This is a genomic window from Brevibacillus fulvus, assembly GCF_016908525.1.
Taxonomy (GTDB): Bacteria; Bacillota; Bacilli; order Brevibacillales; family Brevibacillaceae; genus Brevibacillus_G; species Brevibacillus_G fulvus.
In genome coordinates, this window is sequence record NZ_JAFBEB010000004.1 from 171,708 (window position 1) to 189,820 (window position 18,113).

Genomic DNA, 18,113 nt, shown 5'->3' on the forward strand with positions numbered 1-18,113 from the left:
TTCTGCTTCACTCCACGAATTCAAACTCGAAGTTGCCGATGCGCACCGTGTCGCCGTGTTGTGCGCCATTTGCCCGAAGTGCATTATCCACGCCCATGTTTCTCATCATGCGGGCAAAACGCTGAATGGAGTCATAGCTGTTCAGGTTGGTCATCTTCACAAGCTTTTCAATTTTTTCCCCGGAAACAACAAATACATCATCTTCCTTGCTGACTTCGAACGGGATCGGTTCTGGTTCCGCTTTAAACACAACCCGTTCTTCCACTTCCGGAACTTCCTCGACGAGCGGTTTGTCCGGCAGCTTGGCCAGTTCGTCCGCCACGGCATACATCAGTTCCTGAACACCTTTACCGGTTGCCGCGGATATTTCGAAGACCGGCACCTCCGGCAGCTTTTCTTTAAACCGCTGCAGATTTTCCTGCGCTTCCGGAATGTCCATCTTATTGGCAGCGATCACCTGCGGCCGCTCTTCCAGTTTGATGTTATACAGCTTCAATTCCTCGTTAATCTGCCGGTAATCTTCATAAGGATCGCGTCCATCGGTCGCAGCCATATCGATCACGTGGATGATCAGTTTCGTCCTTTCCACGTGACGCAGAAACTGATGTCCGAGACCAACGCCTTCATGCGCCCCTTCAATCAGTCCGGGCAAGTCGGCCATGACAAAGCTTTTTTCGCCCAAATCGACAACCCCGAGATTAGGCGTCAGTGTCGTAAAATGGTAAGCGGCAATTTTCGGTTTGGCCGCCGTAACGCTTGCCAGCAACGTGGACTTGCCTACGCTCGGATAACCGACCAATCCGACATCGGCAATCAGTTTTAATTCAAGCTGAACATTCCGTTCCTGTCCAGGCTCGCCATTTTCGGCAATTTCCGGCGCCGGGTTGGCCGCCGTAGCAAAGCGAATGTTTCCTCTGCCCCCGCGGCCGCCTTTGGCAATCACCGCTCGCTGGCCGTGTTCGAGCAAATCCGCTACCACTTCGCCTGTATCAATATCGACAACAGTCGTTCCCGGAGGCACGCGAACAACGAGATCTTCCGCACCAGCTCCATGCTGAGACTTGTTGCGACCATTCTCTCCGCGGGGAGCCTTGAAATGACGCTGGTAGCGAAAATCAACAAGTGTCCGCAACCCTTCATCCACGACAAAGACGACATCGCCACCTCGTCCGCCATCCCCGCCTGCGGGGCCGCCAAGGGGGACGTATTTTTCCCGCCGGAAAGACACGGCGCCATTTCCTCCGTCTCCACCTTTTACATAAATCTTAACTTGATCGACAAACATATGGTCACCTCATTTTTGCAACAAGTGGAAACCCGATCTCCAATCGCCATTCATTGGATGTACGCATCCAGTCGATGACTTCGGTCGCCGATTGCTTGCTTCGCTCCATTAGCTTTTCCACTTCCAAATTGCCGGATTCACTTATCATTCCATCCAGTTTAAATCGGAATACAATTCGTTGCTCCCATTCCAACAATGTCACCGTCATATGCTTGGTCTCAAACGCATCTTTGACCAAATGCTGCTTGGCGAGCAAGACAATCTGGGTAATCACCGCAAAGAGCTCTTGCTTATCTTTTTCCACCAAGGACAGATCGACTTGGTTGGCCAATTCCACCGTTAACACCAGATCATCATGGAGAGCATTAAAGGTTTGGAAGAAGACGGAAAGAGCCGAGCAGTTAATCCGTGAGAGGGAACTCTCATGGTTCAACAGTTCTGTCACTCTTTTTAAATATTCCTCCCCCTGTTCAGGCCGCCCTAACTTCAAGTATCCAAGCAGCACTTGCAAATGGTTCATCCAATCATGCCGCTGACGATTCAACAGTGTGAGCAGTAGATCTGTCTGATGGGTAAAAATATTTTGCTCTCCCTTCATCTTCCTCACCCGATATCTATGTATTTTAAACGTTCGTTTCCTATTGTAACACAAGCTCTCTCCCTTGTTGCAGAAAACGAAGAAGAAAAAGAAAGCCCAGCACTTAGGCTGGGCTTTTTTGCGTGTAAGTGGTCATTACGCTTCAGATGCTACAGGCTCAATTACAACTTGTTTGCGGTCACGTCCGAGACGTTTGAAACGAACAACGCCGTCCGCTTTTGCAAACAAAGTGTCATCGCCACCGATACCAACATTCGCACCTGGATAAATTTTCGTACCGCGTTGACGAACGAGAATGTTACCAGCTTTCACGAATTGGCCATCGCCGCGTTTTGTGCCCAAACGTTTCGCGATAGAGTCACGACCGTTTTTAGTGGAACCTACCCCTTTTTTGGAGGCGAAAAACTGAAGGTCCATGGTAAACAATGTTTTCATGTGGAAGCACCTCCTTGCCATTTTTGATCTTTCACCGTAATATATTTCCCATATTGTTGCGCAACAGCGATCAAAGCAATTGCCATGCTTTCGGCAAGCAACTGCAGCTTCTCATGGAGGGACGGATCAGCGGGATGCGTCACGCTCCAGCGGAGAAACCCGCCGCTTTTGGCCGCCTGTTCAACTTGGGGAACCAATCCGAGCAATGGGTGAATCGAATTCAGGATGCCAAAGCTGATGGCCGATACCGCCGAACAGACAATATCCGAACCATATTGAGCCGCGTTGGCATGTCCTGAAATCGTAATCTCCGCTATGCCTGCGTCATCTCTTTCGATGGTTACCTGAATCATACAGCCACCAGATTACGCGTTGATTTTTTCAATCACAACTTTGCTGAATGGTTGACGGTGACCTTGTTTGCGACGGTAGTTTTTCTTTGCTTTGTATTTGTACACGATAACTTTTTCGCCTTTACCGTGTTTTTCTACTTTCCCCGTAACGGTTGCACCTGCTACAGTTGGAGCACCAGCAGTAACTTTGCCGTCTTTGCTTACAAAGAGAACTTTATCGAAAGTAACAACGTCACCTTCGTTCGCAGCCAATTTCTCGATGAAGAGAACAGCTCCTTCTTCAACTTTGTATTGTTTGCCACCCGTTTCAATAATTGCGTACATTGTTGCACCTCCTCTTATACTCAGACTCGCCTATGCAGGTGTGGTCAGCGTGACCAGCTTGGACAAACCTGTCTCGAGCGGTTACAGCATGCTTGAGGTGAGCTGGCAACTGTAACAGCAGCAATCGCTACTATTTCCGTGTGCATATCTCTAACAAGCATATCTGCATGAACAAATACTAGAATAACATAAAGTTAGGTTATTCGTCAAGGATTTTAGACAAGCTGGTTTTCAAACAATCGTACCGCTTCGGCTTTTGCTCCCAGGTAGGCAATCTCGTATTGGCTTGGGTGCAAATTTTCTTTGCTGCCAATGAACAATTCAAAACCAAGCTGGCGTTCCCACGCTGCTTTGTCCGCAGGCTCCAGTTCTCGATAGACCTCGATCGGCAGGTAAGCAACCACCGCCTCTGCTTCCGCTTGTTTCGCATAACCGCTCAGTTCCCGCCACAGGCGTTGTATGACCTCTGCTTGCTGCAAGACCCTGCCTTTGCCTTCACAGGTCGGGCAGAGACGGGTCAACGCTTCCCCGATGCTTTGCCGGCTTTTTTTGCGGGTCATCTCCACCAGTCCCAGTTGGGTCATTCCCACAACGTAGGAGGTCGTCCGGTCTTTTTCCATTTCCGCCTGCAACGTTTGCAGCACGCGCTCCCGGTTGCTCGGCTGTTTCATGTCGATAAAATCGATGATGATAATCCCGCCAATATCGCGGAGGCGAAGCTGACGGGCAATTTCCTTGGCCGCCTCCAGATTGGTTTTGGTCACAGTTTCTTCCAATTGCTGGGCGCTTTTTCCGGTATATTTGCCCGTGTTGACATCAATGACAGTCATCGCCTCGGTAAAATCGATAATTAAATAGCCACCGCTCTTCAACCAGACTTGCCGCCGCAGCGCCTTGTCGATCTCTGCTTCCACTTGATAGTGATCAAACAAAGATTGCCTTCCCTGATAAAATCTGACGCGATTTTGCAGGTGGGGATAAAGGGCGGCAACCATTTTCTTCGCTTGCTTGTACGCCTCGTGTTGATCGATCCACAATTCACTGACATCATCGGCAAATAAATCGCGAATGATCCGGTTCAACAAATCCGTATCCTGATAGACGAGTGCCGGGATCTTGTTGTTTCTGCTCTTTTCCAGAGCCTCTTGCCATGCGGCGCGCAAATACATCCATTCATGGGCAATCTGTTCCGCATCCAAACCTTCGGCCAATGTGCGAACGATCGCTCCTTCCGACGCTTGCAAAAGCGCCGCCGTCGTTTGCTGCAGGCGCTGGCGTTCCCGCTCGCTTTTGATTTTCCGCGAAACGGATACTTGCTGATCGGAGTTGGGCATATAGACGATCGTCCGTCCTGGTATGCCCAATTGCGTCGTAACCCGCGGCGCCTTGGTTCCCGTTGCTTCTTTGTTTACTTGCACCAATAGCTGTTGGCCGGAGTGAACCAGTTCGCGGATGTTTGGTTTGGGCTTGTCTCGTTTTCCCTCTTGCCAGTTGTGAGGCAAGGCATCATCTATGTATAAAAACGCATTCTTCTCCTGTCCGATATCAATAAAAGCCGCCTGCATGCTGGGCAAAACATCAACGACACGCCCCAGGTAAATATTCCCCATCTTCTCCTGGGATTCCCCGGTTTCCATATAAAATTCGGCCAACCGCTCTTCTTCCAGAACGGCCGCCCGTGTCTGATGCCGGCAAATGTTAATCAATATCTTTTTCACAAGCTGCCCCTCCTTCCATGTACTCGCCCTTTATTGTACACGAAAAGAAACGTATCGCCGAATCCTGCCCGGATTACAGCAGCCGGCTGACCGCAATATCACGCTGATGTTGAAAGAGAACAGCTTCCAGCAGTTGCTCTTCGGCCAACAACCCGCCTTCCGGTCCGCGAATCAAGAACAGATGATAACTCCCTCTTCGCAGTTGTTCCGCCGCTTCCTTCACCGTAACATCGGGCGACAGACTGACGGAACGAAGCGGCAAATGCTCCTGACCGGCGATATACTTTTCCATTAAAAAGCGAATGAATTGGTAAGGAAAGCGAATAAATGCCTGCATGTTGATGAACAGCAAGTAAACGGCCAGCATCACCAGATTCGGATTGAGAAAAAAACAGCCCAATCCCAGCATAACCGCCGCAAAAACGACACTGGTTCCTAACGAGAAACGGGCAGCAGTGCCGTATGGCCACAAATAGCAGAGCAAAGCCTGAACGATCCGCCCGCCATCCAACGGCCAAATCGGCAACAAATTGAATCCGGCAATGATCCAATTGCTCGTGATGAAAAACTCCGCCCAATCGGCGGACCAGATGCCTGCCCACCACAAAAATTGCGCCAGCAAAATCATGGTCACATTCATAAACGGCCCGGCAACAGCCATGATGATTTCGTCCAGCGGTTGGGAAGCAACCGCTTCTTCAACCGTAGCCACGCCGCCAAACGGAAGCAGCTTAATCTCGGATACGGTCCAACCCAATTCGGTTGCTGCGGCGACATGTCCCATTTCATGGATAATGACAATCACAAACAACGTCATAATCTCGGTAAAATTTCCGGTAACAAAAGACAGGCCAATGACGACCCAAAATAATAGATGGATTCTGATGCGAATTCGTGGCAGCCATTCATTAATCAAGCGGACCCACATCCAGCGGATCCACATAATGCTCCTGTTGCTTCATCGTCACAAAAACATAGCGGGATGCCTGATCAAATGTCTGCGCGATTCCGATGACGTCACCGGCCTTTAAAAAATCGTTTTCCGCTACCTTGACGGTCTCCATGTTGCCCAACCAGACTTCCCTCCCCTTGCTCAAACGAAGCACAACGGTTTTGCCATAACCCGGCTTTTCGCCTACAAACGCTACCCAACTTGTTCCGCTGTTCACCACTTCACCAGTCGCTCCAACGTCCATGACGACTTTGGGGTTATTTGGCTCAAACGGTTTGACCAGTTTCCAGCTGTTTGGCAACTGCCAATCCTGCAAATTGGGCGCGGTACTCACCGGCAGGGCATTTTTCTCGGGAGAAAAGGCCGGCAGGATGGTAGGCAGCTGACCAAACCGGGCTTGATACCATTTCGACACTCCGGAAAAATTGAAATCGCGGGTCATGACTTGATAGGCCGTTTCCTTCCAAGCATCAGGAAAGGACAGACTCGTTTGGAACAAGAGGTAGGCAATCCCGATCAGAAGCGCGGAAAAAAACAACTGCAGTCCGAACCGGCGCTGCGGAGGCAACCTGTTCAGCTGCTCGTCCTTGTTTGCTGTCGTGTCCAAATAAGCGCCGGCAATATACGGGTCTCCGATCGAATGGTTCCATTCCTCTTCAAAAGAAGCCATGCTCTCGCGGGATTGATGACGGATCCGTTCCAGCCGTTCTCGGCGCCGCTCTTTCACACGTTCAATTTCGTCAAACATGTCGAACCTCCCAGTTATCCGGCTTTACTCTCAACATATGACTTGTCTATGCGGTTTAGACCGCACGGCCGGCCAACCTTACGAGCGCCTCCCGCGAGTGACAACATCTTTCGGCTAAACAGCAAAAAAGCAGTCTCTCGGCGAGGAGAGACTGCTTTCTAATAATCGGTTAAAGCGATTACAGTTTCACAACGTTAGCAGCTTGAGGACCGCGGCTACCTTGTACGATTTCGAATTCTACTTTTTGACCTTCTTCAAGAGTTTTGAAACCTTCGGATTGGATTGCGCTGTAGTGTACGAATACATCGTCTCCGCCTTCAACTTGAATGAAACCGAATCCTTTTTCAGCGTTGAACCATTTAACAGTACCTTGTTGCATGAAGTAAAACCTCCTAAAAATATCCGCCAGACGATGGCGATAAAGTGATGCGTTAACCCTTTTTTACCAAACGATTTTTTCATGTACGAAAAAAGTCGTACTTGCAAAGAGATTTGATCACATGGTGACGCATCTCATAACAAGTACGACTGATCATCCAATCCATCAAATCACTTTATAGTGAGTAAAAACGGTTAACTTGGAAATAGTTTAACATATCTTTTTGCGTTTGTCACGCTATTTTGGCTGAACGTTTCAACAGCTAGCTGCTTAATCAAAACGCAATTTGTCCTTGCGCATCCCGATATTGACAACAATCGCAAGGATGAAAAAGTTCGTAAGCAAAGAACTTCCTCCGTAACTGATAAACGGCAAAGGAATCCCGGTAATCGGCATTAATTGAATCGTCATTCCAATATTTTCAAATATTTGGAATGTCAGCATCCCGACTACGCCAGCTACGACATAAGACCCGAACGGATCTTTTGCTTCCATTGCAATCCGGATCATCCGATAAATCAAGGCAAAAAATAAAATCATCAACAGGCCGGCGCCGATAAAGCCTGTTTTCTCGGCTATCACCGTAAAAATAAAGTCGCTCTCACCGACAGGAACCCAGCCAAAGCTTGCCTGTGTTGCTGTATTGATCCCTTTGCCCATCAGTTGCCCGGAACCGATGGCGATGAGGGACTGCTTCAACTGGAACCCTTTGTAGAGCGGGTCGAGATCGGGATTTAGCCAGAATGTGATGCGATCCCATTGATAAGGTTTGATGATCTTGAAAAAAAGATCTTGTTGCTGAAAGTAAAGGAACGTCATCGTGGCGAAAAAGGCGCCGACCAATCCCCCCAAGTACAAAACATGGCGCACGCGGATGCCGCCGACAATCAACATCGTTGCCAAAATTCCGGTATACACCAGCGAGGTGCCCAAATCCGGCTGCACCAAGATCAACAGCAAAGGCACGCCGACCAGCAACCCAACTGGAACCAATTGATAGAATGTGTGCAGTTTTTCCTGTTCATCTGTTTTTTTCGCCATAAATTTGGCTACTGCCAAGATGGTGAACAATTTCATCGGTTCGGATGGCTGAAACAGGACGACGCCCAAATCATACCAGCTGGTTGCGCCGTTGATTTCTTTTGTCGCAAATACGCCAAGCAGCAGCACGATGCCAATTCCGTACAGGACATACGCCACCGTGTTATAGATATGATAATCAAACAGCAAGACAACGAGCAGGATTACATAGCCGAGCAGATACCACAGCATTTGTTTGTAAGCTGTGTCCACCCCGGCCGCTGAACCGGAAATACCCAAAAGGCTGAATGCTCCCAAGCAAAGAATGATAAATAAGATCGGCCAGTCGATTGTTTTTAAGTGTCTTTTTTCAAAGTCCATCTCCGCTCGCCTCCCCCTTTCCTCTGCCATAACAAGCGGCGTTCTTACGCATTGCGTGCCTGAAAAAAGAACAGGAGCGCTCCTGTTCTCTTGTCGTTCATTATTTAAACCCGAAAAACTTGCGAACCTTGCTGAACATTCCCGCTTTCTCTTCGAGAGGTTGCAGCGGAACCGCTTCTCCCAGCAAACGGCGGGCGATGTTGCGATAAGCGAGCGATGCGCGTGAATCATGGCTCATCACTGCCGGTTCCCCCAGATTGGCTGACTTGATTACATATTCATCATCCGGAACGACACCGACCAAGTCAATGGCAAGCAAATCCAAAATATCTTCAACATCCAGCATATCCCCGTTTTTTACCATATGTGGCCGTACGCGATTAATCACCAGTTTGGGCATGCCCACCTTTTCGCGTTCCAGCAAACCGATGATCCGGTCTGCATCGCGCACAGCCGCTTTTTCCGGTGTAGTCACGACGATTGCCTGATCTGCACCCGCCACGGCATTGCGAAATCCTTGTTCAATTCCGGCCGGACAATCGATGATCACATAATCAAATTCGCGTTTTAATTGAGTCACAATCTCCTCGATCTGCTCCGGAGATACAGCTGTCTTGTCCTTGGTTTGCGCAGCAGGCAAAAGGGACAGCGTCTCAAAGCGCTTGTCCTTGATTAATGCCTGTTGCAAACGGCACACTCCTTCAGTAACATCGACCAGATCATAAATGATCCGGTTTTCCAGCCCCATCACGACATCGAGATTACGGAGCCCGATATCTGTATCCACAAGACAAACTTTTTGCCCGTGCAAGGCCAAAGCCGTCCCAATATTGGCAGAAGTGGTCGTTTTGCCAACACCGCCTTTTCCTGAAGTGACAACAATTCCAATCCCCACACCGGTTCCTCCTCTTTCCACACGCCTTACGCTTTCGACTCGCCCAATTCAGGTCTTACACGATGGAGAAAGTTCATCTTGGCAACTTTCATATTTCCATCTTCCACATAGGCAAATTCGGTTGCTCCTGAATTTTCCGCCCATTCTTCACCAGGTCTGCTAATAATATCCGCAATGCGGAGTTGTGTCGGCAACATCGAAGCTGCGGCGATAATCACTTGATTATCTCCATTTGTGCCGGCATGCGCGATACCGCGCAAATTGCCGAGCACAAAGATACTCCCTGTACTTTTTACCGTACCGCCTGGATTTACATCCCCCAGCAACAAAATATCCCCATCAAATTCCAGCACCTGTCCAGAGCGGACCGTTTGCGTTTTCAGCAAAAAACTGGACTTTAGCCGCTCGGCAAAAGCCTCCTCCTTGCTGATCACATCCGCATCGATCATATGAATGACCAAATTGCCGCGCTGACGAATAATCTCGGTCAATTGTTGTTGCTGCTCCGGTGTACAATAACGTTTGCCCAGTTTGAGGGAAACGCGAATTAACGGACCAGACAAGATTTGCTGATGACTGTGCTCGATCTTTTCCCGCAGATCCGCTACCAGTTCATCAAAGGAACATGTATCGTCCATGAAAAAGACAAGGCCGTCTTTTGTTCCTTTAATTGTAATTTTATTTTTGACAGTCTTCATGGACCTGTTTCACCTCAAACGTAACCTTTCGCCATGTTTAAAAGAGATTCCTGCCCAAGCGGAAAAAAATGCAAGTACGCTTGCGGCTATTTCTTCTCTTGTTTGGTTCCAGAGCCGGTCAAAACGCCAGGGTACAGCTCATTGTACGCCTCCAGGAGCTGGCGGGCAATTGGCCCGGAAGCGTCCGCGCTGTGCACGCTGTCACGCAATCCGTTCGGCACAACGACAACAAACACTACCTGCGGATTTTCATAAGGAGCAAAGCCAACCATCACGGCGTTATCCGGACGACCGGTTCCGGTTTGCGCAGTCCCTGTTTTCGCCGCTACTGTAAAGGGCAAGCCGCGGAATGTACTGGATGCCGTTCCGCCCGGCTGCGTAACCAGATACATCCCCTCTTTTACCACTTGTATCCATTTCGGATCAATATCGACTTTGTTCAATACTTCCGGCTCGATCTTGGTCAACACCGGCCCCAACATTTTCGGATCTGTCGAGCCTTTGCGAATCTCTTTTACCAGGTGAGGGCGAATCCGGTAGCCACCATTTGCAATAGTGGAAACGTACTGCCCCAACTGCATCGGCGTAAAAATATCATACTGTCCGATAAAGGCGTCGGCCAGGTTCCCATAGTAGGAGTTAGGGTTTTCTACCCCCGCTTTTTCATAAGGCAGATCGACACCCGTTTTTACTCCAAGTCCGAACTGATGGTTGTAAAAATCGATGACCGAAAACTGCTTCTTGTAATCATCGGCGCGATCGGCCAGCCGCATCGCCATGGCGTACATATAAGTGTTGTTGGACACCTGCAAGGCGCGCCGTGCGTTGACAGCTCCGTGTCCGCCCGTTTTCCAGTTCTTTTTAAACACGTTACCAACTTGCCAACCGCCGCGGTCGATGATCGTTTCTTCCGGCGTAACCAGTCCTTCTTGCAAAGCCATCATGACAGACAGCGGTTTGACCGTGGAACCGGGCGCATATGCGGAGTTAATGAAGCGATTCGACTCGTTCGGCAGAATCAATGAACTGTACTTTTCATTGAAACCCAGCGCTTTCCGATCGTAATAAATATTCAAATCATAATCCGGATAGCTGGCCATCGCCAAAATTTCTCCCGTATTGGGGTTCATGACCAACGCATGGATGTCCTTCATCTCTTTTGGCACGTCGGGTCGCTTTTTCAGTTCCTCAAAGTGTTTTTTGACGATATCTTCCACTTTGCTTTGGAACCGGCGATCCAGCGCCAACACTAGATCATCCCCCGGTTCCGGCGCGACTTTCTGCTCTTTCTCCACCGTTTCCGAGTTTTTGTTGACACGAACTTCCATCACGCCGTCTTTACCGCGCAAATACCGCTCGTAGTATCGTTCCAGCCCGGTTTCCCCTACGCGATCGTAGGCATTGTATCCCTGCGCTTCATACTCTTTCAACTCATCCGGTCTGATCGCATTTGTATAGCCCAAAATATGCGTGCCAAATGGACTGCCATCCGGATCATTGTATATTTTTCGCATCGGTTCCAGCTTCACGCTGATCCCCGGCAGCTCCGTGCGTCTTTCTTCAATTTTAAACATTTCATTTTCACTAATGTTTTCTTTGACGCGCCGCGGCATATAGCTGGGGATATCGTATGAACGCATTTCTTTCAAAATCCCTAATTTATGCCATTGGAATTTCTTCTCCTGTTCCGTTAGCGGAAGTTTGACATCGAGATTAAAAAAGTCGGCATACTGCAGCAGATCCATATCCGATTTTTGTGCCAGTTCTCCCACAGGCGGGAATTGGCGCAATACGGCCTTGTTTTCCTTGATCAAGTCATCGCGGTCCTCTTTGCTTAGTTTGATGTTCACCGCGATGTTCGCCTGCAAAGCGGAACGCAGCAGTTCGGTATCGGACAAGTTTTGCAGTTCTTCCGGTTTTTTATTCAACGCCTTTTGCAAACTCGCTTTCAAACGAGCTTGCTCGGCGCTGTCAAAAGGACTTTTGACCCGTACTTTCAGCAACAAGGCAGTCTTCGCCAAATCAAGGTCGGACATGCTGTCGATCGCTTCGATTTCCGGCAACTTGCTTAGTTTGGGCGTCAATTGTCCAATGAGCTGTTCCGTTTCGGCCTTGTTCAGAGCAACCGGCAGCGTTGCCTGGAGCTGAACCGCCAACTGCAACAATTCCTTGTCGGTGAATGTATCGGTGTCATCGATCGTCAGAATTTTTGCCAGCTTTTCAGCCGTTTGCTCTTCTGTTTTGGCGTCAATGTCCTGATTTTGTTCTTTAACATAGTAAACGGTATACACCGGTTTATTGGAAACGAGAACTTGCCCGTTGGCATCGAGAATTCTCCCACGCGGCGCGGAAATCGGCAAGTCGCGCGTACTGTATTTTTCCAGAGCGAGTTTATACTCTTCCCCCTCGACCAGTTGGACAAAGGCAAGTCGTAAGATAATTGCGGCAAAAAACAGGAACACAATGAAAAACAAGACATTAAGCCTGAACGGAATGTGAGATTTTTCCTCTTTTGTCTCACCCAATTGATCCTACCTCCCTTCGCCTGTCATTAGACTATTCGATCGATCGGCTGCCTTTTTCCACTGTTTCGCACAAATAACGCATTGGAGCATAAATCAAGATCGCAAACAAAAGATTAAGTCCAACCGTCGGCAAGATTTGATTGATCAAGATCCATTGTACATCATTGGGAGCGGTAGAAAACAAGCGAAATAAAATGTACAATAACCATTCATGCCCAAATAGCGTCAAAGCGATGGTCACAAAGACAAGTGGCGCGCTGCGGTGAAAGAGTAAACTGACCAATCCGGCGAAATAACCGGCAACCATCATTGACAACATATAGACGCCAATCGCTTGGCCATACAGCACATCTTGCAGCAAACCGATGCCCAATCCGTAATACAATCCCTCTCGCCTGCCGAGAAACATCGACAGGATGATGACTGTAACAAGTGCAAAGCGGGGTACTGCCAGCCATGACAGACCCCAAGCATTTGGTGACAATACCTGCAAAACCGTACCTTCCAACAAAAAGAGAAGCAGCACTGTGGCGGTTAGATACAATCGCGGCATCACTGACCTCCCCCACCTGTTGCTGGAACCGAATTGGCTGGCGTCACTGATTTTGTTTGCGGTGTAACAGGTGTACCCGAATTATTTGTTTGTGTCGTCGGAACAAGATCGCCGTTCGGTGACAACGTATACGCCCTCTCGACCACCATCACTTCGTCAATCTCGTTGAAGTCAGCGTTTGGTTGAATGTAAGCGGTCTGTGTCAAACCGTAATCATCCGCCTGCACGCTCACGACTTTGCCGATCGAGAGATTTTCCGGAATGACTCCTCCCATTCCGGATGTGACCACGGATTGATTCTGCTCGACTTTTTGTCCCCACGGAATCTTCCGCATAATCAACAGACGATTTCGCGGATCATATTCTTCAATTACCCCATTGATGTAACTGTATACGATTTTTCCGTTCGCGATTTGTTTGGCCAAGATTCTTGCGGAAACATGGTTGCTGTTTTCCACATTGGTCAATAACTCAACCGTCGCAGAAAAGTTGGCAACGCTTTGCACTCGTCCAATCAAACCTTTTGGCGTAATGACGGCCATGTCCTTCTTGATCCCGTCCTTCTGGCCTTTGTCGATTGTGAGGACATTGTTCCAATTGTCGGAGTTGCGGGCGATCACCTCTGCAACCCGAAACTGGTAGCTGCTTTGAGTATTCTTCACATCAAGCGCCGCCCGCAGCCGTTGGTTTTCCGCCTTGGTAGCTTCCAGTTCATCCGTTACCTGCGCAAGTTGGTCCAGATTCGCCTTGAGCACTCGATTTTCCTGATATACATTGTACGCGTCGCCAATATCTTTAAACAATCCGGAGACCACTTGCGCAGGACGGTAAAAAATGCTCTGCAAGACACTTACTGTATCCTTGAGAAACATTTCCGGCCAAGTCAGATTTGCCCTTTCTCGCGATGTATAACCGACCAGCGAGATTAGCAGGACAAGTCCTATCAATACCACAATCAGACGTTTGTTTCCGAAGAACGACATCTTTTAACCTCCAATTACTTGCTCCGTTTGGAACGGGAAGAGGTGATGCCGTGCTTCGATTTGAACAAGTGGAGGTTTTCCAGTGCACGTCCCGTTCCGATTGCCACACAATCCAGCGCGTTTTCCGCAACATGAACCGGCATTCCGGTCTCTTTGCTCAGCAGGCGATCGAGATTGCGCAGCAGGGCTCCTCCCCCGGTCAAAACGATGCCTCTGTCCATAATATCAGCCGCCAATTCCGGCGGACTTTTCTCCAGCGTAATCTTCACCGCTTCTACGATCGAAGCAACCGTTTCGGACAGAGCGTCAGCAATTTCCTCGCTGGTTACGGTAATGGTCTTAGGCAGACCGGTAACGAGGTCGCGACCGCGAATTTCCACAGATTCCTCATGTTCAGGCGCGATTGCCGACCCGATTTCCAATTTTAGCGTCTCCGCCGTTCTTTCGCCGATCATTAAATTGTAACGTCTTTTGATATACTGCATGATCGCTTCGTCCATTTCATCTCCGGCGACGCGAATAGAGCGGCTTGTTACAATGCCGCCCAGCGAAATAATCGCTACCTCGGTAGTTCCCCCACCGATGTCGACAACCATACTGCCTGTCGGCTCCCATACGGGCAAATCGGCGCCAATAGCCGCGGCAAACGGCTCTTCAATCGTATACGCCTCTTTGGCTCCCGCTTGCTTGGTCGCGTCTTCCACTGCCCGTTTTTCCACAGCGGTAATTCCCGATGGCACACAGACCATTACGCTGGGCCGGCGGGAAAACATTCCCTGATTTTTTTGCGCCTGGCGGATGAAATATCGCATCATCGTTGCCGTAGTATCGAAATCGGCAATTACTCCGTCTTTCATCGGTCGGACGGCAACGATATTGCCTGGCGTACGGCCAATCATGCTTTTTGCTGCATTCCCTACCGCTTCGATCGTGTTCGTGTCGGTGCGAATCGCCACGACAGAAGGCTCACGAACAACAATCCCCTTTCCTTTTACATAAACAAGTGTATTAGCAGTGCCCAGGTCTATACCTAAGTCACGAGAAAATCCACCAAACATAAAGTAAATCTCCTTCCGTTTTGTCAAGACAGACAAATAGCTGCGCCGGCAATCATTTAGAGATAGCCTTGTTCCTTTAAACTGACATACCTGCCATCGCCAATAATAATGTGATCGAGCAAAGAAATTCCAACCAAGTCCCCCGCTTCCCGCAATGTGCGGGTAACTGCGATATCTTCCCGGCTGGGCGATGGATCACCGCTCGGATGATTATGTAAACATATCAAGGAAGCACTGCTTCGTTTAATTGCTTCCCTGAACACTTCACGCGGATGAACAATCGAGGCGTCCAGGCTGCCGACAAATATGGTCTGCTTGCCAATTACATGATTTTTCGTATTAAGAAACAAACAAACAAAATGTTCCTGATTGAGATGACTCATCTCGGGAATCATCAGCTCAGCTACATCGCGAGGCAGACGAATGGAAGTCCGGCGTGCGGAAAGAACGCTTTTCGCTGTAATTCGCCGTCCGAGTTCCATTGCGGCAAGCAGTTCCAATGATTTAACCTGCCCAATGCCTTTGATTTGCATTAATTCCTCAGTCGAAGCTTGCGCCAGCCCTCGCAAATCGCCAAACGTGGCGAGCAAGGTTTGCGCCAATTCAAACGAGCTTTTGTGTTCGGTACCTGTCCGCAACAGAATCGCGAGCAGTTCGGCATCTGCTAAACTTGCCGCTCCGTAGCGCAGTAAACGTTCACGAGGCATTTCATAAGAAGGGACGTTTCGCTTTTTCTTTTCGTTACACGACTTCACCTGCAAAATTCCGCCTCCCGCATGTTTATTGAAACAGCAAGGCTGACAACAGGAAGACGGAACAAGAAGCTTGGCCTTTGCCGTTTAAAACAATCGGATGCCAAACTGTGAGAGCATTTTCGCTGTTAACTGCAAGGGCAGACCGACGACAGTAAAATAGTCGCCTTGTATTTCCTCGACAAGGGTTGCCCCAAACCCTTGAATAGCATAAGAGCCTGCTTTGTCCATCGGTTCTCTGGTAGAGATGTACCCACGAATCTCTTGGTCGGTCATTTTGCGCATCTTCACCTGAGTCGCACTGTGCGCGACCTGAACCGCTTGCGTGGCTGCCTCAATCAGCGCAACGCCGGTATAGACGGTATGCGTCCTCCCTTGCAAGGCTGTCAGCATTCGAAAGGCATCGTCTTCATCCATAGGTTTTCCCAGGATGTTTCCATCGAGCACAACGATCGTATCAGCCCCGATCACAATGCCTGAGGATATTTTCCCGGCAATTTCCCGCGCCTTGCGCAAAGAGAGCTGTTCAACCACTTCAGCTGGCGTCAGCGAGGATGAAAACGTCTCCTCCACATCACTGCTCATAATCGTGAAGGGAAGCTTCAGTGTTTCCAACAACTCGCGCCTTCTCGGTGAAGAGGAAGCCAGTATAATCTCTGCTGCCTTTTCCATCTCTACTTACACCTACTTTATTTTGCGATATATCCAGAAAGCGAGGGCAAGCCCTCCGATACTTGTCAGATTTAGTTTTACCTGAAACGTCAAATCATACTTCAAGATGTCTAAATCTGCAGCGGGAGTCCAAGTGATTACTTTTGCTGTTTGCAAAAATGGCAACCATGGTCCCAGTATTTCCCCCAAGATACTGCCAAACAGCAATCCCGCAATCAATAACACAACCAATGTCAGGGTTTCCTTCCCCCGCATATATACCCTCATCCCTTTTCCCTTCTATTGATTGAAGGGAATTCTCTTTACCAACCATTAGTGTAGCAAATGCCGAGAGTTGAGACAATCCCTGATGCCGTTTGTTAAAATTTATAAAAAAACAACGGTCTCTGCAAGGAAAGTTTAGAGACCGTTTCACTTGAATATTTATCATTGTCAGATCACGACAGTTTGCTCCAGCTTAAATAATTTTGCAAATAGGCCAGAACGCCCCCTTGCACTTGCCAAGCATAGGATTCCGCTTGTGACGGTTTATTGTCGGCCAACGCTGCCGACATTTTTTCCTGGGCCGCCATCGCCTGATTAAGACCGGTAATCATTCCATTGACATACGGTTCCCACTCTTGCGGAAACTGACCGCTCCGGCTCTGCTCAAGGAATTGACGGTGCTGCTCTTTGAGATGATTCATTTCTTCAGCCGTGATTTTTTGCGCATTCGGATCATTGCCAATTTTGCCTGACCAGTAACTGAGATCGCCAACCAACGAAAGCCCTGTGGCAAACATATTTTGCAAACCACCGGCACTTTCTTGGGAAGCGGACGCGGTTACCGTGACATTAGGCCGCTCGACTTCCGGAATGGTTAGCTCTTTTATATAGACTTCCATTCCTTTGTTTTTCAAGTAACTGGCTAATCCTAGCAAATCATCGCGTTTCGGAGCGACCGCAACATAAAGATATTGTTTTCCCTCCTGCTCGACAAGCATATGCGGCAGTCCTTGTTGCTCCAGTTGGGTAATCGCCGTTTGCGCCGCTTCCGCTGTAGCAAACACGCCAAATTGCGCCATCATCAACGTCTGCTCTGCCACTTTGATCCGCAGTTGCGTTTGCGCAGGCGGACTCATTGGCTCGGTTTCCGTCTGTTGCGGCTCATCGGGGACAGAGGCGTTCTCCCCCGGCAGTTCCAGGCCAGTGGTAAAGGTGGTTAATGACTGAAAGGTTCCGTCCAATACATTGCGATAAGTAGAAGAAAACTGTTCTTGCAAGAAAGCGGTCAACACGAAAAAACCAAAGATCAGCCCGATTGCAATCGCGCTGAACAGAGTGAGCGTCGTTTGCAGCAGAGGATTTTTGGAAAGATACCATTTGCGGTAATGCCATTTGTCCGCAACATCATCTATTTCTTCATGGAAATCGTTCGGATCTGTTTCAGTTTTTGCGTTGACAGGCGAGACTGTCATACGATTACCGTCGGTACGGACTTCCAGCAGCCGTTCCCAAGCATCTTTCTCCGATTTGCCGATCTCGCCTGGCGACGGCGTTTCTGTTTCCTCTTTCCTTACGATCGGCGTCGTTACGACCGGCGCCGGCACCGCAACAGGGGGTGTATTTTTCAATTCCATCTGCTGTCCGTTCAGTTTTACGCTGATCTGGCTATTCCGTTTATCTGCCACATTGTTTACCTCCCTTGCTCTTCCAACTCTAGTAGTACTAGCTTACGATCGAAAAAAGAGGCTTATGACAGAAAAGTCCGGAACTTTTTTAAGCAAATGACTCGGTTATCAATA

20 protein-coding genes and 1 other annotated feature are annotated in these 18,113 nt (G+C 49.0%); all 20 genes read right to left on the reverse strand.

The genetic code is table 11. The annotated features are described in order from the left end of the window. Nucleotides 1-7 precede the first annotated feature (7 nt). On the reverse strand, nucleotides 8-1,285 hold the full coding sequence (obgE, locus tag JOD01_RS07900) for a GTPase ObgE (RefSeq protein ID WP_204517717.1): 1,278 nt from the start codon (nucleotides 1,283-1,285) through the stop codon (nucleotides 8-10). 4 nt (nucleotides 1,286-1,289) lie between these two features. Then, nucleotides 1,290-1,883: a Spo0B domain-containing protein gene (locus JOD01_RS07905; RefSeq protein WP_204517718.1), complete on the reverse strand. Its 594-nt coding sequence runs from the start codon at nucleotides 1,881-1,883 to the stop codon at nucleotides 1,290-1,292. A gap of 135 nt (nucleotides 1,884-2,018) precedes the next feature. Then, nucleotides 2,019-2,318, reverse strand: coding sequence for a 50S ribosomal protein L27 (rpmA, locus tag JOD01_RS07910; protein WP_275581935.1), 300 nt, complete (start codon nucleotides 2,316-2,318; stop codon nucleotides 2,019-2,021). Next, nucleotides 2,315-2,671, reverse strand: coding sequence for a ribosomal-processing cysteine protease Prp (locus JOD01_RS07915; protein ID WP_204517719.1), 357 nt, complete (start codon nucleotides 2,669-2,671; stop codon nucleotides 2,315-2,317). Before JOD01_RS07915 ends, rpmA begins: the two co-directional genes overlap by 4 nt. Before the next feature lie 12 nt (nucleotides 2,672-2,683). Then, nucleotides 2,684-2,995 (reverse strand): 50S ribosomal protein L21, encoded by a 312-nt coding sequence (rplU, locus tag JOD01_RS07920; protein WP_204517720.1) that lies wholly within the window; start codon nucleotides 2,993-2,995, stop codon nucleotides 2,684-2,686. A 12-nt stretch (nucleotides 2,996-3,007) separates the two neighbouring features. Next, nucleotides 3,008-3,088: a sequence feature (ribosomal protein L21 leader region), on the reverse strand. A gap of 122 nt (nucleotides 3,089-3,210) precedes the next feature. Further along, on the reverse strand, nucleotides 3,211-4,713 hold the full coding sequence (locus JOD01_RS07925; RefSeq protein ID WP_204517721.1) for an Rne/Rng family ribonuclease: 1,503 nt from the start codon (nucleotides 4,711-4,713) through the stop codon (nucleotides 3,211-3,213). Nucleotides 4,714-4,786: 73 nt separating this feature from the next. Then, nucleotides 4,787-5,641 (reverse strand): M50 family metallopeptidase, encoded by an 855-nt coding sequence (locus JOD01_RS07930; protein WP_204517722.1) that lies wholly within the window; start codon nucleotides 5,639-5,641, stop codon nucleotides 4,787-4,789. Next, nucleotides 5,622-6,413, reverse strand: a complete 792-nt coding sequence (locus JOD01_RS07935; RefSeq protein ID WP_204517723.1) for a M23 family metallopeptidase — start codon at nucleotides 6,411-6,413, stop codon at nucleotides 5,622-5,624. Before JOD01_RS07935 ends, JOD01_RS07930 begins: the two co-directional genes overlap by 20 nt. Nucleotides 6,414-6,591: 178 nt before the next feature. Beyond that, nucleotides 6,592-6,792, reverse strand: coding sequence for a cold-shock protein (locus tag JOD01_RS07940; protein ID WP_204517724.1), 201 nt, complete (start codon nucleotides 6,790-6,792; stop codon nucleotides 6,592-6,594). A gap of 270 nt (nucleotides 6,793-7,062) precedes the next feature. Continuing rightward, nucleotides 7,063-8,193 (reverse strand): rod shape-determining protein RodA, encoded by a 1,131-nt coding sequence (gene rodA, locus JOD01_RS07945; protein ID WP_204517725.1) that lies wholly within the window; start codon nucleotides 8,191-8,193, stop codon nucleotides 7,063-7,065. Between the two features lie 100 nt (nucleotides 8,194-8,293). Next, nucleotides 8,294-9,088 (reverse strand): septum site-determining protein MinD, encoded by a 795-nt coding sequence (gene minD / locus JOD01_RS07950; RefSeq protein WP_204517726.1) that lies wholly within the window; start codon nucleotides 9,086-9,088, stop codon nucleotides 8,294-8,296. A 26-nt stretch (nucleotides 9,089-9,114) separates the two neighbouring features. Further along, nucleotides 9,115-9,786 carry a septum site-determining protein MinC gene (gene minC / locus JOD01_RS07955; RefSeq protein WP_204517727.1) on the reverse strand — a complete coding sequence of 224 codons (672 nt, stop codon included), beginning with the start codon at nucleotides 9,784-9,786 and terminating at the stop codon, nucleotides 9,115-9,117. A gap of 86 nt (nucleotides 9,787-9,872) precedes the next feature. Further along, nucleotides 9,873-12,311, reverse strand: coding sequence for a peptidoglycan D,D-transpeptidase FtsI family protein (locus JOD01_RS07960; RefSeq protein WP_204517728.1), 2,439 nt, complete (start codon nucleotides 12,309-12,311; stop codon nucleotides 9,873-9,875). Nucleotides 12,312-12,342: 31 nt separating this feature from the next. Further along, the gene (gene mreD / locus JOD01_RS07965) at nucleotides 12,343-12,864 is read right to left on the reverse strand and encodes a rod shape-determining protein MreD (protein ID WP_204517729.1); all 522 of its coding nucleotides are present in this window, start codon (nucleotides 12,862-12,864) and stop codon (nucleotides 12,343-12,345) included. Further along, nucleotides 12,864-13,847 (reverse strand): rod shape-determining protein MreC, encoded by a 984-nt coding sequence (mreC, locus tag JOD01_RS07970; RefSeq protein WP_204517730.1) that lies wholly within the window; start codon nucleotides 13,845-13,847, stop codon nucleotides 12,864-12,866. The genes mreD and mreC overlap by 1 nt, the downstream gene beginning before the upstream one ends. A 14-nt stretch (nucleotides 13,848-13,861) precedes the next feature. Then, the gene (locus JOD01_RS07975) at nucleotides 13,862-14,905 is read right to left on the reverse strand and encodes a rod shape-determining protein (RefSeq protein ID WP_204517731.1); all 1,044 of its coding nucleotides are present in this window, start codon (nucleotides 14,903-14,905) and stop codon (nucleotides 13,862-13,864) included. A 56-nt stretch (nucleotides 14,906-14,961) separates the two neighbouring features. Then, nucleotides 14,962-15,666: a RadC family protein gene (gene radC, locus JOD01_RS07980; RefSeq protein ID WP_275581936.1), complete on the reverse strand. Its 705-nt coding sequence runs from the start codon at nucleotides 15,664-15,666 to the stop codon at nucleotides 14,962-14,964. 78 nt (nucleotides 15,667-15,744) lie between these two features. Continuing rightward, nucleotides 15,745-16,329, reverse strand: a complete 585-nt coding sequence (locus JOD01_RS07985) for a Maf family protein (RefSeq protein WP_204517732.1) — start codon at nucleotides 16,327-16,329, stop codon at nucleotides 15,745-15,747. A 12-nt stretch (nucleotides 16,330-16,341) separates the two neighbouring features. Further along, a complete protein-coding gene (locus JOD01_RS07990; RefSeq protein ID WP_338028540.1) occupies nucleotides 16,342-16,596 on the reverse strand; it encodes a DUF4321 domain-containing protein in 255 nt (84 codons plus the stop codon). Nucleotides 16,597-16,766: 170 nt separating this feature from the next. Next, nucleotides 16,767-17,999 carry a hypothetical protein gene (locus tag JOD01_RS07995; protein ID WP_204517733.1) on the reverse strand — a complete coding sequence of 411 codons (1,233 nt, stop codon included), beginning with the start codon at nucleotides 17,997-17,999 and terminating at the stop codon, nucleotides 16,767-16,769. Nucleotides 18,000-18,113 lie beyond the last annotated feature (114 nt).

What these genes read in the sequence shown, in the direction of transcription:
- rpmA (WP_275581935.1), bottom strand. Translation starts at nt 2,318, where the DNA reads ATGAAAACATTGTTTACCATGGACCTTCAGTTTTTCGCCTCCAAAAAA.
- obgE (WP_204517717.1), bottom strand. Translation starts at nt 1,285, where the DNA reads ATGTTTGTCGATCAAGTTAAGATTTATGTAAAAGGTGGAGACGGAGGA.
- JOD01_RS07905 (WP_204517718.1), bottom strand. Translation starts at nt 1,883, where the DNA reads ATGAAGGGAGAGCAAAATATTTTTACCCATCAGACAGATCTACTGCTC.
- JOD01_RS07940 (WP_204517724.1), bottom strand. Translation starts at nt 6,792, where the DNA reads ATGCAACAAGGTACTGTTAAATGGTTCAACGCTGAAAAAGGATTCGGT.
- JOD01_RS07975 (WP_204517731.1), bottom strand. Translation starts at nt 14,905, where the DNA reads ATGTTTGGTGGATTTTCTCGTGACTTAGGTATAGACCTGGGCACTGCT.
- JOD01_RS07930 (WP_204517722.1), bottom strand. Translation starts at nt 5,641, where the DNA reads ATGTGGGTCCGCTTGATTAATGAATGGCTGCCACGAATTCGCATCAGA.
- minC (WP_204517727.1), bottom strand. Translation starts at nt 9,786, where the DNA reads ATGAAGACTGTCAAAAATAAAATTACAATTAAAGGAACAAAAGACGGC.
- rplU (WP_204517720.1), bottom strand. Translation starts at nt 2,995, where the DNA reads ATGTACGCAATTATTGAAACGGGTGGCAAACAATACAAAGTTGAAGAA.
- rodA (WP_204517725.1), bottom strand. Translation starts at nt 8,193, where the DNA reads ATGGACTTTGAAAAAAGACACTTAAAAACAATCGACTGGCCGATCTTA.
- mreD (WP_204517729.1), bottom strand. Translation starts at nt 12,864, where the DNA reads ATGCCGCGATTGTATCTAACCGCCACAGTGCTGCTTCTCTTTTTGTTG.
- mreC (WP_204517730.1), bottom strand. Translation starts at nt 13,847, where the DNA reads ATGTCGTTCTTCGGAAACAAACGTCTGATTGTGGTATTGATAGGACTT.
- JOD01_RS07935 (WP_204517723.1), bottom strand. Translation starts at nt 6,413, where the DNA reads ATGTTTGACGAAATTGAACGTGTGAAAGAGCGGCGCCGAGAACGGCTG.
- JOD01_RS07990 (WP_338028540.1), bottom strand. Translation starts at nt 16,596, where the DNA reads ATGAGGGTATATATGCGGGGGAAGGAAACCCTGACATTGGTTGTGTTA.
- JOD01_RS07915 (WP_204517719.1), bottom strand. Translation starts at nt 2,671, where the DNA reads ATGATTCAGGTAACCATCGAAAGAGATGACGCAGGCATAGCGGAGATT.
- JOD01_RS07985 (WP_204517732.1), bottom strand. Translation starts at nt 16,329, where the DNA reads ATGGAAAAGGCAGCAGAGATTATACTGGCTTCCTCTTCACCGAGAAGG.